General features: G+C 64.3%; 7 protein-coding genes. All 7 read left to right on the top strand.

Features of this window, described 5'->3' with window-relative positions:
* The first annotated feature begins 5 nt into the window (after positions 1-5).
* The 7 genes from D892_RS0102230 (at position 6) to D892_RS0102200 (ending at position 15,400) form a co-directional block, all read left to right on the top strand.
* Positions 6-1,250, top strand: coding sequence for a wax ester/triacylglycerol synthase domain-containing protein (locus D892_RS0102230; RefSeq protein WP_198036811.1), 1,245 nt, complete (start codon positions 6-8; stop codon positions 1,248-1,250).
* Complete coding sequence (mbtM, locus tag D892_RS0102225; protein WP_084160893.1) at positions 1,247-2,866, top strand: long-chain-fatty acid--ACP ligase MbtM; 1,620 nt, start codon at positions 1,247-1,249, stop codon at positions 2,864-2,866. The genes D892_RS0102230 and mbtM overlap by 4 nt, the downstream gene beginning before the upstream one ends.
* Positions 2,860-4,032: an acyl-CoA dehydrogenase family protein gene (locus tag D892_RS0102220; RefSeq protein WP_024799682.1), complete on the top strand. Its 1,173-nt coding sequence runs from the start codon at positions 2,860-2,862 to the stop codon at positions 4,030-4,032. Before mbtM ends, D892_RS0102220 begins: the two co-directional genes overlap by 7 nt.
* Positions 4,033-4,056: 24 nt before the next feature.
* Entirely contained in the window at positions 4,057-5,496 is a 1,440-nt protein-coding gene (locus D892_RS0102215; protein WP_024799681.1) for an acyltransferase domain-containing protein, read from the top strand.
* 9 nt (positions 5,497-5,505) lie between these two features.
* On the top strand, positions 5,506-11,463 hold the full coding sequence (locus D892_RS0102210; RefSeq protein ID WP_024799680.1) for an SDR family oxidoreductase: 5,958 nt from the start codon (positions 5,506-5,508) through the stop codon (positions 11,461-11,463).
* Between the two features lie 2 nt (positions 11,464-11,465).
* The gene (locus D892_RS0102205) at positions 11,466-12,863 is read left to right on the top strand and encodes a cytochrome P450 (protein WP_084160892.1); all 1,398 of its coding nucleotides are present in this window, start codon (positions 11,466-11,468) and stop codon (positions 12,861-12,863) included.
* Positions 12,864-13,582: 719 nt separating this feature from the next.
* Complete coding sequence (locus D892_RS0102200; RefSeq protein WP_198036810.1) at positions 13,583-15,400, top strand: SDR family NAD(P)-dependent oxidoreductase; 1,818 nt, start codon at positions 13,583-13,585, stop codon at positions 15,398-15,400.
* Position 15,401 lies beyond the last annotated feature (1 nt).

Here is a 15,401-nt window from a genome sequence, read left to right as displayed (position 1 = left end):
ATGCGATGGATTTTCCGGTCGAGTTGAAGAGTCTCGACTGTATTCACCTCAGGCTCGATAAGCCCGGTCACCCGATGAACTGGGTACTGGCGATGGATGTGGCAAACGCCGGCGGTCCGATTCGTGTCGACGAGATCAGGGCTCGCATCGCGGAAAGGCTGTATGAAAGCAGTCTGTATCACATGTGTCTCCCGAAACGGGATCGACGGCGTCCGCACTTTGTTCAGGTATCTGGCATAGATCTGGAAGCTCAGGTGGTCGAGGTCGACGTGGAGAGCCGAGAAGATGTGCCGGCGCAGATCGAGGAGCTGATGGAAAATCAGATGCCTCGTCGAGCTCCGCTGTGGAACTTCGTTTTGGTGAACCAGAAATCGGAGGCTGCGCAGACCATTTTGCTCAGGGGACATCATGCGCTCTCCGACGGACTGGGAGCCACCGGCTTCGCGGCCTTGCTCGCAGATACCGAATCCGGCACCACCGCCGAGTACGCCCGGTATGTGACCTCGGAACGCTTCGAGGTCACAGGCGTCGGAATGCGTGATGCGATGATGGCGGGACCGCGCTACTACCAAACCTCTCGAGGTGGCCGTCGCGGCCGGACTCGGCGCTTCGTCCGAGCCAAGCACTCCGTACGCCGGGTCGGGAGCGTGTCCATTCCGGTGGCGACCGCCCGCAACAACGCCCTGCGGGCCGGAGGGTCGACGACCGAGTACATATACGCGGCAGTGAGTGCCGCGTATAACCGGGCGTTTCCTCGTCGGGATGGCAAGGGCCTGCGCATGATGTTCCCGGTCACCTTGGATCGCGAGCTTTCGCACACGGGCAATGCGGCATCGCTTGCCTACATCTCGCTCGATCCGGAACTGGACACGGTGGCGGCGCAGCTTGCCGTCGTGCAGTCCCAACTCGCGAATACGAATCCGTTGGAACAGGCCATGGAACTGCCCAAGGCATCGATGGGCCTCAAATACATGCCGTGGCGTGCTCAGGTCCTGATTACTCAGATGTCCGTCGCCGACAGTTGGGACCTGACAGTGGGAGTGAATCCGGGATTCAGCCCGGATCAGAACCTCCTCGGCCACCAGATCACGCGTATCACGGCCTTTCCGCCGCTGGCAGGACACGAGTTGATGCTGTCGGCGTTGGTATTCCGCAATGAAATCACGATCGGCGTGATTGCGGATCCGCGTGCGCTGCCCACAGATATCGCGTTTTTCACGGATTGTCTCGAAAAGCTTCTGACGGAATGAGTAGGCAGTTGATTCGTCCCTCCGGTAGCGAACTCGTAGACACCATCGGGAACGCGATGCTCGACAGCCCCGGGCATCTCGTGGTGATGGACGCCGAATCCGGACAGTGGGTCCACCACCCGTGGCCGAGCATCTTCGAGCTCGGAACCCGGATGGCAGGACGTCTGGAAGATTCCGGCGCAAGCAACGTGGTGGGCGTCGTGGGGGAGGTGACGGCCGAGCTCATCGCCTCGATCTATGGCTGCTGGGCGGCGGGCCGGAGCGTGTCGATCCTGCCCGGCCCCGTTCGGGGCAGCGCACCGGACCAGTGGGCCGCGGTCACGGTCCGCAGGCTCAGGACGTTGGACTGCGACACGCTGCTGTCGCACGGTTCGACGCTCGAGTTGTTGCGTGATCGGTCCGAAGGAATGTCGCTGTACGACTTACAGTCGTTGCCGGGCTGGTCGACTGCACCCGATTCGATAGGTCATCGGATCCCGGTCGGCGCCCCCGCTGTCATGCAGGGGACTGCCGGCTCGACAGGTGACCCCAAGACGGCAGTGCTGTCACATGAGGCAGTACTGAACCACTTCCGGGGCCTGTCCGATCGTGTCGGCGGTAGCCGTGACGACGTCCTCTGTTCGTGGTTGCCGCTCTACCACGACATGGGGCTGATGTCCGTGGTTTGCGGGATGGCGATGGGAATCACGATGTGGCTGGCTCCCACGAGTGCGTTCGCGCGAGCGCCGTTCGAGTGGATCCGGTGGTTGGACCTGAGTTCGGCCACGCTCACGGCGGCTCCGAACTTCGCCTACAACCTGATCGGGAAGTACTCCCGCCGGCTGAGCGCGGTCGATCTGAGTGCGCTGCAGTACGCCATCAACGGCGGCGAGCCGGTCGACGCGGATGGCCTCGCACAGTTCGCATCGGCGCTGGCCCCATTCGGGCTGGACGCGAACGCCTTGGCGCCGTCGTACGGGCTCGCCGAGGCGACTTGCGCGGTGACGGCGTCGGCGCGAGGTGTCGGGCTGCGTATCGATGACGTTTTGCAGAAGAGGCCGGCGTCCGACCCCGTGCGGCATCGGCACGCGCTGCTCGGCCAGCCGCTGGACGGCGTCGAGATCAGAATCGTCGCAGGCGAGCGTGATCTTCCCGAACTGGCGGGCCGGGACGTGGGGCTTGTGGAAATCCGCGGTCGTTCGATGATGAGCGGATATCTCCACGACACCGTCGTTGTCACCGCAGATCAATGGTGGCCGACCGGAGACGTCGGCTACCTGATCGACGGCGAACTTGTCGTGTGCGGTCGTGTGAAGGAAGTAATCACCGTCGCGGGCCGCAATGTCTTTCCGCACCATATCGAGCGTGTGACCGCGCTGGTTCCGGGCGTACGCGCGGGAGCGGTTGTGGCGACCATGACCGAAAGGCGCTCTACCGATGCACGCCCCGATCGCTTGGTCATCGTGGCCGAGTTCAGCGGGAAGAATGCGCCCGGTACCGAGGACCGGATTGTGGCGACCGTGGCCAGCGAATGCGGTGTGGTGCCGACTCGGGTGGTGCTGGTCTCGCCCGGCACATTGCCGAGGACGACCTCGGGAAAATTGAAACGACTCGAGGTAGGTGCACAGCAATGGTAGCGACGGCAGAAGACGATTTCGCGGCGCTGCTGAGAAGCGTCCTCGACGACGACTTTCACTGTTTGGTGGCGGAGGCCGATCGCACTCGTCGATTCCCGCGCGAGATTTTGACCCGACTCGGATCGTCCGGGGTCTTCGCGGCCAAATGGTCGCGTGGAGCCGATCTGGACTTGCACAAGTTGGTGCTGCTGTCCACTTCTGTGGGCGCACTCGGGTCAGCGGGTATCAGCGTGGGTATCAGCTTGCACGACTCGGCCATCGCCATGCTGCGGCGGTTCGGCGTCAAGTCGGAGTATCTGAGCTCGATTGCCACCGATGCCATCGCGGGGCGGGCGGTTATGTGTATCGGGGCATCCGAGTCGGGCGGCGGCTCCGACTTGCAGGCAGTAACCTCGACCGCCACCCGGCGCGGTGACGGATTCGTTCTCTCCGGCGCCAAGAAATTTGTGTCGTTGTCCCCGATAGCGGACTTTGCCGTGATCGTTGCCCGTTGTGTCGATGACCACGCCGTGGATCGCCGGTGGGGCAATGTCGGCCTGTTCGTGCTGCCCATGGCATCGGCCGAGGTGGGTGAGGTATACGACAAAGTCGGTGCGGCGTCGCTGGACACCGCACCGATCGAGTTCGACGCCTGGATCCCGGAGTCGGCGATGCTCGCCCGCGCGGGCACCGGTCTCGCTGCCCTGACGTGGGGTTTGAGTCATGAACGAGTGTCGATTGCGGGGCAGGTCGCGGGGGCGTGCGAGCGGGTGCTCGGGGTGACCGTTGCCCGGATGATGCGACGCGAACAATTCGGGCAGAATCTGTTCGCCCACCAGGCGCTGCGATTGCGGGTCGCCGATCTGCAGGCGCGAGTCGACGTGCTGCGATTGGCACTGGAGGGCCTGGCCGGCATGCGTCAGATCGACCTGCGCACGGCGGCGGCACTGAAGGTGTCTGCCGCCCGGCTGGGCGAGGAAGTGGTCGGCGAGTGCATGCACATCTTCGGTGGCAGCGGTTATCTGCTGGACGAAGGACCGATCGGCCGGTGGTGGCAGGATATGAGGCTTTCTCGTCTCGGCGGTGGCAGCGACGAGGTTCTGTGGGAACTGGTCGCGGCAGGAATGACGCCGGACTACAGCGGCTACGAGGCGCTGTTCGGCACCCTTGACTCTTCTCATTGTTGACAGCGGTAGGTATCGGAGTAAGTGATGACCGAGAAAGTTGCGATTCAGTTTCCCGGACAGGGAGCCAATTTCGATGGTGCGCTGGAGAATCTCTGCGACACGTACCAGGAGGCGAAATCCGTACTCACCGAGATCGACACCGTAGCCGAGTCCTTTCTGGGTGAATCGCTGTCGTCCTGGATCGGCGGTGGGAAGTCCGCGAGCGGCACCGGTTCGGACCCGCTCGCCACCGACATGATGCAGATCGTCATGTACAGCACCGCTGTGGCGACGTTCCGTATTCTGCGGTCCCGGGGGGTGGCGCCGACAGTGCTGCTCGGACACAGTGTCGGTGAGATCGCCGCTCTCGTCAGCGCGGGCGCGTTCACCGTTGCCGAGGGCGCCGAGCTGATGTGTCACCGGGTTGCCGCGCTGCGTTCCGCCCAGGTCGAGGACGGTTACATGGCCGCCCTGCGCGCCGACCGTCAGACGACTGCCGGCCTCCTGGCGCTGCTGCAGGACCCGGATACCGTCATCGCCGCGGAGAATCACGACCTGCAGACCGTGGTATCCGGCCGCCGGGTGACCATGGACAAGATCGCGAAGGTGGCAGGCGCCCTGGATGTGGCCTTCCATCCGTTGCGGTCGCCCTACCCTTTCCACAGCCCGCTCTTGAGCGCGGCGGCGGTCGATTTCGAACGACGAATACGGCATATCAGGCAACGGCCGACCGAAATCGATGTCTTCTCGCCCATTCTGGGGCGAATCTATCAACCGTCGGACGATCTGACCGCCGCGTTGTCCGAGCATCTGGTTCGGCCGGTGGGCTACGCCGGTGCCGTCCGCGAGGTGTACGCCACCGGTGTCGGAATGTTCGTAGAGAGCGGCGGGCTCGACGCCCTGACCAAGATTGCCGGCAGGGTGCTGGAAGGCCGCAGGCACCAAGCGATGGCTGTGCTGACGCCGACGCATCCGATATCGGACGCGCTCGACGCATTGGCCGTTGCGGGCGTGGCGACAACGGGCTCCGCAGATCTCTCGCCGCGGAATCTTCTTCTGCCGGAACTGGATTCGGCGGAATTCTCGGAGTTCTGGCGGGACCGGGGTGCGCGGGTGGTCGAATTTGCGCGCCTCGAATACGCGGCGGCGATGCGCGACAGGGCGGATGGCGAACCGTCACAAGAGTTTTCATCCAGTACAGCCGACGTTCCCGCAGCGCCTGCGCCATCGAACGAACCCGGCCGCCGACCGGAGGTTATCGACTCGCTCGTGACGATGTACGCGGAGGCTTTGGAATACCCGACCGAGGTTTTCGAAGAGGACACCGACCTGGAAGGCGAACTGGGTGTCGACTCGGTCAAACAGATGGAATTGCTGGCGCGGGTGAGCGACCGATTCGGACTTCCTCCCCGGCCGGCTGATTTCGGGGTATCGGAACACAACACCCTGGGGCGCATCGCCGATCTCGTTCTTGCGGCGGGTTAGGACCGAAACATGACAGCTCATGGCGAACTTGCCGGAAAGATTGCTCTGGTCACGGGTGGTGCCCGGAACGTGGGCAAGATCATCGCCCTGCGGTTGGCAGCCGAAGGCGCGACCGTCATCATCAATCATTTGCGATCCCCGGAAGAGGCGCGGCGGACGAGGGAGGAAATCGAAGCCCGCGGCGGTCGCGCCCACGTGATTCGAGCGTCCGTCGCTGTGTCGGAGCAACGGGACCGTATGTTCGCTGAGATCGCCGAAGAATTCGGTGGGCTGGATATTCTGGTGAATAATGCCGCCGACGGCCGATTGGTCGCTACCTCGGATGTCACCGAGGACATGCTCGACAGGGCCGTCGGAACCAATCTCAAGGGCGGATACGGCTGTGCGCGCCGCGCAGCGGAGCTCATGAAGGGCCGACCGGGCGCGGCAATCGTCAATGTCTCGACATTGGGCGGCGGAAATCTGGTGATGGCCAACTACTTCGCGTGTGGTCCCGCCAAGGCTGCGGTGGAGGCGATGACCCGGTACCTGGCGGTCGAGTATGCGCCTGCGGGGATCCGAGTGAACACCGCGGCCGCCGGCATGCTGGTGAGCCCGGTGGCCGACAAGTTCCCCGATGCCGAACGAATGCAGCAGGCGATCATCGACGCCACTCCGATGCGTCGACTCGGCCGACCCGAGGAACTGGCCGATGTGGTCAGCTTTCTCGCCTCCGACAGGGCCAGTTGGATCACCGGGCAGATGATTCTGGCGGACGGGGGACTGTCCACCGGATACGCCCTGTTGTCGCCGCCACCGGGAATCGTCGAGCCACTTGCTGAGCCGATCGAATATGCCGCACCCGCCGACGTTCCCGTCCCCACTGATGTCCCTGCCGCCATCGAGGCCACTGCCGCCGATGCTGCTGCTGCCGCCGGCGACCCTGCCTTTGATGCTGATGCCGACGCGATCGCGGTCGTGGGCATGGGGATTGTCGTCCCGGGCGCCAATAATCCGGACGAGTACTGGGACGAGCTGTTGAACGGCGCGGCGCGGTTCACTCCGGTACCGGAGGATCGCTGGACCGCCGCCAACTTCTACTCGGCTGACAGCCACGCGGAAGACAAGACCTACTCGCGCAGTTCGGCTTTCGTGACCGATTTTGTTCCTGATGCCGCGTTGGCGGCGGAATTGCGCGGGACCGGGCAGACGGAAGGCGACCTCGAATCGACCACACTGTGGCTGCGGCATTCGATCATGCAGGCGCTGGCGACGGTGTCACGGCGCCCTGCCGACCGTTTCGGATGCTTTGTCGGCTACACCGCTGACGGCAGCCAGCACCTGGAGGAAGCCATGGTGCACGCCGGCTTCATGAGCAGGCTGGAGTCCGTCGTCGCGCGGAGCGAACTCGATGGCGAAGCTCGCGCCCGCTTGTCGGCAGCGGTCGATGAGATACTGTGCCGCAAGTATCCGCGCAGTGGACCGGATCCGTTGCGGTTCTTCCCACATCGCGTGGGGCTGGGCGCTATAGACGGAGTTCTTCCGCCCGGATCCGACCTGATGATGGTCGACACGGCCTGCTCTTCGTCGTTGTACGCGATAGACCTCGGAGTCAAGCGGCTGCTCGACGGTGATCACGACATTGTCGTCTGCGGCGGCGCTTTCGCGGTCGGCCCGCGGGGCTCGGTGCTGTTCGCGAAGCTCAGCGGGCTGTCGGAGCAAGGCCAAGTGCGTTCGCTGGATCGTGACAGTGACGGGGTGCTGTTCTCCGACGGCGCCGCCACCGTCGTCCTGAAGACGCTTCGACGTGCACGCGAAGACGGCGACCGGGTATTGGGCATGATCAAAGCCTTCGGCAGTTCGTCCGATGGCAAGGGCAAGGCTATCTACGCTCCCAGCGCGGTCGGGCAGAAACTGGCTATTCGTCGGGCGCTGGTCCGGGCGAACGAGCCGGGTCTCAGGCCGGATTGGGTTGTGGCGCATGCGACCGGAACGCCGGCAGGCGATCTGGCGGAGTTCACCACGCTGCGGGAAACGCTGGCGGGAGACCGGCCGGTGCTGGTCACTTCCAACAAGTCGGTCATCGGGCACACGGGCTGGGCCGCGGGCACCGCGTCGTTGATTCATGTGCTGCTGGCGATGCGTCACGGTGCAATTCCTCCGCAACACAACTATGCCGAGTCGCCGAAGGCATTCGGAATCGATTCCACGAACCTCGAAATCCCCACGGAGATAACGGAGTGGCCGGTGCATGCCGACGGCACCCCCCGTATCGCAGCGGTGTCCGGGTTCGGGTTCGGCGGCACCAATGCGCACCTCGTGGTGGAAGAACCATCGGACGTGGCCGCGGTTCGGGTGGTGGCGAGGGAAGAGTCCGCGCCGCGGACGCAACCCGAGCGCATCGCCGTCGTCGCCACCGCGAGTCTTTTTCCGGGCATGTGCGAACTGAGTGCATGGCAGGGCGCGCACGCCCGGGGCGAAGCCGATCTCTCCTTCGGAACCACGTATCCGCTTCCCCCACTGCACGAGGTGCGGATGCCGCCGCCGTCGGCGCGGGGGATCGACCGGTGTCAGTTGATGGTAATTCAATGTGCCGCGTCGATTCGACGACAGCTGGGCACGTTCTGGGAAGAAAATACAGAGGAAACCGGCGTCATTCTGGGACATTTCGGGGCCACGCATAACGCGACCCGCTACGCGGCTCGTTGCTATCTCGATGACCTCGGCTCGGCGTTTACCGAGGATGCGCTATCGAACGACGACGGCGTACTGCGTGGTCTCGTCGATGAGATCGCGGCCGAGGTGCGAGCGGCGGTTCCGGTGTCGAGTGAGGTGACCTTCCCGGGCATGATGCCCAATGTGATCCCGGCCAGGGTAGCCAACTATTTCGGGCTCAACGGCCTCAATATGACCGTCGATACCGGCTTCACATCGGTCTTGAGCGCAGTGTCGGTTGCCGAGAAGTATCTCCGGCACGGAGATATCAAGGTGGCGCTGGTCGGCGGCACGAATGGGAACTCGACACCCGAGATTCGCCGGTTGATCGGCGAGGCGCTGCCGGCCGGGACCTCCCTGGCCGAGGCGACGTTGTTGATGGGGCTGACCACCGAGAGCGTCGCGGTGGCGGCAGGACTGCCGATCCTCGGTTTCCTCGACGCAGACGAGTCCGCGCCCGCCGCGGCTGGAAGCCAGATGATTTGTGGCGCAGAGCATCCGGGAAGGACCGCATGCTTCCTCGGCGCCGAAGGGGCCGTCGGCATCTTGGAGGCTCTCGAACATGTCGAGCGGTCGGGCAGCACGGTTGTGGTGTGCCGAGGTGAGGACGGGGTATCCGACCTCGCGTTGCGCGTATGTGGTCCGGCCCCGGTGGAGCCGGCCGACAAGGTGCGGCCGTATACGTGGCGCCTCGTCCCGGAGCCCGGCGCTGAGACCACGGCAGGTGTTCCCTTCTGGCCGGCAGCTCCCACCATCGTGATCACCGATATTCCGGCGAGGTTGGCCGACATCGAACTGCCCGGCTCGACAGTGGTGCTGTCGACCACCGAGCCGCCGGACGGTAGCGGGTTCGTCTTCATCCCGGAGGTCACCGCGACGGCCGTGGCGGACGCGCTCACACTTGTGGATGCGGAGTGCCGCGTGCGTCATGTTCGTTTGATCACCAGTGCGGCGGTCGATCTGGACCAGCACCCGGGAGCGGAGCGAATCGGCTCTTCCCGAACCCTGCACGATCTGTTGTTTCTCCTTGTACAGCATCGTGCCGATACGATGCGCGGTGACGACTCGAGTCATATCGGATTGCTGTTGGACGCGATGACAGCCGGCACACCGCATCCGCTGGTGGGGTTGTTCACCGGATTCTTCAAGGTGTTGCATCTCGAGCGTCCGGACAGCATGGTCTTCGCGCTGGTGACCGACGACGGCGATTGTGCGCGCGCGTGCGAGGTGGCCGCGCGCGAGTCGACCCTGAATCGCGTGCTGCCGGTCACCTACTACCAGGGTGTGGAGCGATTCGTCGCCGAGTTGGCGGTGCCGCCCGTGATGGAGGCCGGTGACAGTCGCGGTTCCCTCCAGGATGGTTCGGTCGTCGTCGCGGTTGGTGGCGGCAGGGGCATCACGGCTGAGCTTCTGGTGGCCCTGGCCCGCGAGACGAAGGTGGTGTGCTACGTCCTGGGGAGCACCGAGATGGACGGGTCGGCGTCGTCCTATCTCGACATGAGTGCTGCCGACTTCGCTGCGGGGCGAGCGGACTTCATTCGCCGGAATCTGAATCCCGGGGCGGGGCGGACAGTCGGTGATGTGAATCGGGAGTACGACCGGATCGGTAGTGCTCGCGTCACTGCGTCGAACCTGGCACGTATCGGTGAGCACGGCGCGAAGGTGCGATACCTCCGCTGTGACATCACCGATGAGGTCCAGGTGAAATCCGTTATGGATCAGGTCATTTCGGAGTCCGGGCAGATCGACCTCCTGATCAATGCGGCGGGTCTGAACCAGTCGGCACCTATTCACGCCAAGAAATTTGCCGACTTCCGCAGGATTCGCGATGTGAAGCTACAGGGCTACTTGCACCTGAAACGGGCACTGGCCGGCCGGACACCGCGCATGTGGTGCAATTTCGGCTCTCTGCTGGGGATTACCGGCCAGGTAGGCGAAGCGGACTATGCTTCGGCCAATGATTTTCTCGGAACGGCCGCTGGTTTCCAGGATCGGGTGGTAGGAGCCGACGAGTTCACCATGGGCTGGACACTGTGGGGCGAGGTCGGGCTGGGAGCGGACGAGCTGACGAGGGCATACTTCGACAAGACCGGTTATTACTCGAATATGTCTACGTCCGAAGGGATTCGGCACTTCCTGCATGCTGTGGGTCTGCCTGCCCGCGAACCGTACGTCGGATATCTGGGTGACGCGGAGTGCGCGACCGTCGAATCGCTCTTGCCGGGTTTGGTGCGGTCCGCGGGCGCCCCGTTCTTCCTCGATAGATGCGTCGAAAAGGGTGTTGCTGACGGCCTGCCTTGGGCGATATTCGAGCGAGAGTTCTCGCAGTCCCGAGATCCGTACCTGAAGCACCACTGCGTCAACGGCGTGCCGACGCTGCCTGGGGCGTTCTATGCCGAGATCGCCTCGGAGGCGGCAGCAGCTGTCCTGCCGGAACTGCGCGTGCACGCGTTGGAGGATTTGGCGTTCCATCATTTCCTGAAGCTGCCGCATGCGGATCGGCGGCAGCTCAAGCGAGTGACCGCCACCGTCGTCGAGTGGAGTCCGGCACAGGGGCATGCGGTTGTGCACGTCACGGTGACAGGCGATGTCACGGCTCCGAACGGCACGGTTCTGGTGCAGGACAGACCCCACGCCACCGCCAAGGTTCACCTCGCGGCGCAACTTCCACCAGCGCCGGACTGGAACGAGTGGTATCAGGCCGAGGAACTGTCCGTGATCGATCCGTACCATCACCCGGCGGCGCCGATCTCGTTGACGCACGAGTTCGTCTCCACTCGTGATCCCAGAATTCATCCGCTCGGCAAGAGGTCGACTTACCGGGCCGGCGTCCCAGCTTCGGACGGGGTCTACAGCCGGTTCGGCGTGCCGGTGGTCCTGTTGGACGGACTGTTGCGCACCGGTGTTCTCACCGAAGGCGATGACGGAAGGCTCCCGATCGCCGCGGTGCTGCGGATCGGCCGGGTCGATCTCTTCGAGCGTACGAACGACGCGCTGCTCGGTGCGGAGTCCGGCACGGTCGACCTATATGCGATGTTGCCGAACCCATCGGCGGACGGCCACACCGCAGGAACGGACAACAGATTTGTCGCCGCACGGCGCGGCGGGCCGATTCTGCTCCAGCTCAGCGACATCGACTGGTCATTGGCCGGGTATCTGGATATTGCCTCGGGTGCTGTCATACCGCCGCCGGTCGGCACCGCGGCCTCGAGCGCCGCCAGGCTCAACAACAACGGCGTGACAGCGGCTCTGCCGCGCCGGGGAGGACAATAGTCATGGCTGTCGGCACCGAATTGTCGAGTCGGAGATCCCCTGGCGGATCACGGATTCCGCCCGGGCCGAAGGGCTTTGTATCCATATTGCGAAACGGCCGTTCGTTGCAGCAGAACGCGCCGGATCTATTCAACGATATGCGGCGTGAGTACGGGGACATTGCCAGGCTGCCGCTGGGGTTGTTCACCGCATACCTGTCGTTTCACCCGGACCTGGTCCAGCATGTCCTGCAAGATAACAACCACAACTATATCCGCGGATTCGGCTACGAGTGCTTCAAGATCTTCATGGGGCGTGGGTTGCTGACGCTGGATGGTGATGAGTGGAAAAGTCACCGTAAGATCGTCAATCCGCTGTTTCACAGGTCGGCGGTGGACCTGATGTCCGAGACCATGGTCCGCTGGACTTCGCTGACCCTCGATAGCTGGGATACCGGCACCGGGCGAGAGCATGTTCGCGATGTGGTACCGGCCATGATGCGAATTACGCTGGGGGCACTGGGCGAGATCATGTTCGACACCGACCTCGATGCCGACCACGGCCGGGTAACCGAGGCCATGTCGACGGCGATCCAGGCCATCGTGTTCCGCGGTACCATCCCCCAGCTGCTGCCGGATTGGCTGCCGTTCCCGTCGAACCGGCGGATCGAGCGCGACCGGCGCACCATGTACGACATTGTCGGCCGGATCATCGAGTCGCATCGAAACGGCCGGCACACCGATCGCGCGGACCTGGTCTCCCTGCTGCTCGATTCCGTCGATGCGGACACCGGCCGTCCGCTGACCGATACGGCTGTCCGGGACGAGATCATGACGATCTTCATGGCCGGGCACGAGACCACGGGAACGGGGCTGGCCTGGGCACTGTACGAGCTGGCGGCGAACCCGGAAGCGCAACAGCGTCTGCATGCCGAGGTGGAGCAGGTACTCGCCGGGCGCGCCCCCGACCTCGCCGACCTGGCCGATCTGCCCTATCTCAAGATGGTGACCGACGAGACGCTGCGACTGCATCCGCCGATCTGGGCCTATCCCCGGGACGCGGTGGCTGATGACGAACTCGGGGGCTGGCATCTGCCCGCAGGATCTACGGTCTTTCTCGTTCCCTATGCGACGCATCGGAATCCGGAGTATTGGCCCGACCCGTTGTCCTTCGAACCTGAAAGATTCAGCCCGACCGGCGAGGCGCAGCGCCCGAAGTACGCCTACTTCCCCTTCGGCGGCGGGCAGCGCAAGTGCATCGGAAACACGATGGCACTGTTGCAAACCCAGTTGTCCTTGGCGCTGATCGTGCAGCGCTTCGAACTCGGCCTGAACTCGTCGGAGCCGGTCGAGCTGGGAACCACGGTGTCACTGCGACCGGTAGCCGGTATTCCGCTACGAATCCGAGGCAGGCGCCGGTGACCGGCGCACCGATCCCCGGGAGGACCGACTCGGGTACGCACGCGCGAAAGCCCACCTTCTCCTACTCGGACGATGGCGGTGTACGGCCGGTGGACCGATGCCTCTGGCGGTTGGTCGAGGTCGGCGCGTTGCCCGCACAACCGAGCCCCCGGCTGATGGGTCGCTCGGTCGTGGTTATCGGTGGTTCGGAGGAACTCGCGGACCATCTGGTCTTCGCACTGCGTCGAGCGGGTGCAACGGGACACCGGCTGCCTCCGCCGCTGCCCGGGACCGCAGCGACGGACGGGAGAACGGCTGTCGAGGAGTTTCGCCGGACAATCGGGCGGGTGGACGGAATTGTCGACCTCAATCTCGAGCTGCCGTTCCAACCGCGGGACAGCTACGGCTGGGATCCGGCGTTCCAACAGACGGTCGCGTTACTGCAGGCATGCTACGACGATTGGCGAGCGGAGTCCGACGCCGACCGCCTCTTCTATGTGGCAGTCACCCGCATGGGCGGGCATATGGGTTTCGCCGACGCGCCGATGTCGCAGCCACTCGGCGGCTTATGGGCCGGACTGGCCAAGAGCCTGCCGCGCGAGATCCCGAATTGCAATATCCGCGTTGTGGACCTGCCGATGTCCTCGGGAGGAAATACTCCCGAGAAGTTCGCCGATCTCTTGTGCCGCGAGCTGTATCGGTGGGGGTATTTCGAGATCGGGTACCACCAGGAACGCCGCATGACGCTCAAGGCGGTTCCGGCGCCGCTCGGCGGCTTCTCCGAGGGCTCAGCCGGTATCGCTCCCGACGACGTGATCGTCGTCTCCGGAGGTGGTCGCGGTATCGGATTTGCGCTGGCGAGGGCCCTGAGTCGGAACTTCGGTTGCCGGGTGATCGTCAGTGGCAGGAGCCCCGCGCCCGATCCTGCCGATCCGTTGATCCGGATGTCGGACGACGATTTCCAGGCGCGCCGCGACGAGTTGCTCGTTGCCGGAGCGCGGCAGGGCCGGTTCGCTGCTGCCCGTGCGGAGCTGGAGCAGTCCAGACGCGATCGGGAACTGGCCGAAGCTCTTTCGACAGTGCGGCGGGACGGGCTCGCCATCGAATATATCCGTTGCGACATAACAGAACCCGAACAAGTTCGTGAATTGATCGCGGCCGCCGGCGAGCGGTTGGTCGGCGTCGTACACAATGCGGGGATCGACGAGCCGACCCGGCTTCCCAAGAAGGCGCCCGAGCGGATGCGGCGAACGATCGCCATCAAGGTCGTGGGTTTGCTCAATCTGCTCGATGCGGTGTCGGATCTGCCACTCCGTTTCTTCCACAATGTGGGATCGTTGACCGGGCGGATGGGCGCGATGGTCGGCCAGCTCGAATATGGCGCGGCCAACGAGGCGTTGAGCAGGATCGGACTGTGGGCATCGGCCTCGACGGCGCAACTCGGCCGGTCGCGCGCAGTGCCCGTCACCACGATGTGCTGGCCGACCTGGGAGCGGCTCGGCATCATCAGCAACTATGAGGCCGCACTCCGGTATGCCTCGGCCGTCAGCGTCGAGGAGGGTCTGTTCCACTGGCTGGCAGAGATTCGTGAGGGAGGTCGTGGCGAGCGGACATTCATCGGTGAGTTCGGCTCGGCCCTACAGCCCTTGCTTCTGCGTGGATATCCGCTCAGCACCGGCATAGCGGCTGTCGAGGCGATCGCCGGCCAAGTGCTGTTCCTAGGGGAACCGCTGCGCTGGCGCCCGGGCGAGACCTTCGAGGCGGCCTTCGATGTATGGCCCTCGGTGCTGGCTTGCTGCAACGACTTTCGGATCGACGGATGGCCGGCACTCCCCGTCAGCATGGCCCTGACCTACAGTCGCTCGATTGCGGAATGGACTCTGCCGGAAGGGCGTCACCGGACCCTGGCGACAATCGAGAATGTCCTCGTCGACCTCTCCGCATTGCGCGTCGACGAGGGACGTGGCGTACTGCGGTTGCGGGCGGACAGCCGGGGTAGCTGGGACGGTCACGGGCAATGGCAGGTGCGTGTGCGGGTTACCCGGGCCGATGGAACCTCCGACCGCCGGGTAGTGGAATCGGTGCTGACGTTTCGGGAGTCGTCATCCGATGATGGTGACGCCCCGGTGCTTCGGCTGGCACGCCCGGGCAGGATTGTCGAGCAGGCGCCGGTTCCGGGCCGCCTACATTGGGCGGGCGAGGCATTTCAGCTCGGGCAGTGGCGATTCGACACCGGCGGTGGCGCTTGGTTCGCGGAGGTGGCCCCCGACACCATGAGCGACCTCATCAGGACTTCGCCGGTGCCGAACGGGGAACTGCCGCACAACCAGCTGGAAAGCATTCTGGCCGCCGCGTATTCGCAGCATCTGACCGGAGGTTCGGGGCCGCATCCCGAGCATCTATCGATTGATTGTGTAGAGCTTGCAGGCCGAGGTTCGGCAACGACGGTCACGGTGGATTCGGATCCGCCGTATCGGACCTGGACAGGCCGTGACAGCCACGGCGAGGTGTGTCTGCGGGTTCGTGGTGTGCGGTTCGACCGAGTACAAGGCAGGTAGG

The organism is Nocardia sp. BMG51109 (assembly GCF_000526215.1).
Classification (GTDB): Bacteria; Actinomycetota; Actinomycetes; order Mycobacteriales; family Mycobacteriaceae; genus Nocardia.
The sequence above is the reverse complement of the archived record's forward strand: the minus strand, read 5'-3'. Positions and strand labels throughout refer to the sequence as shown.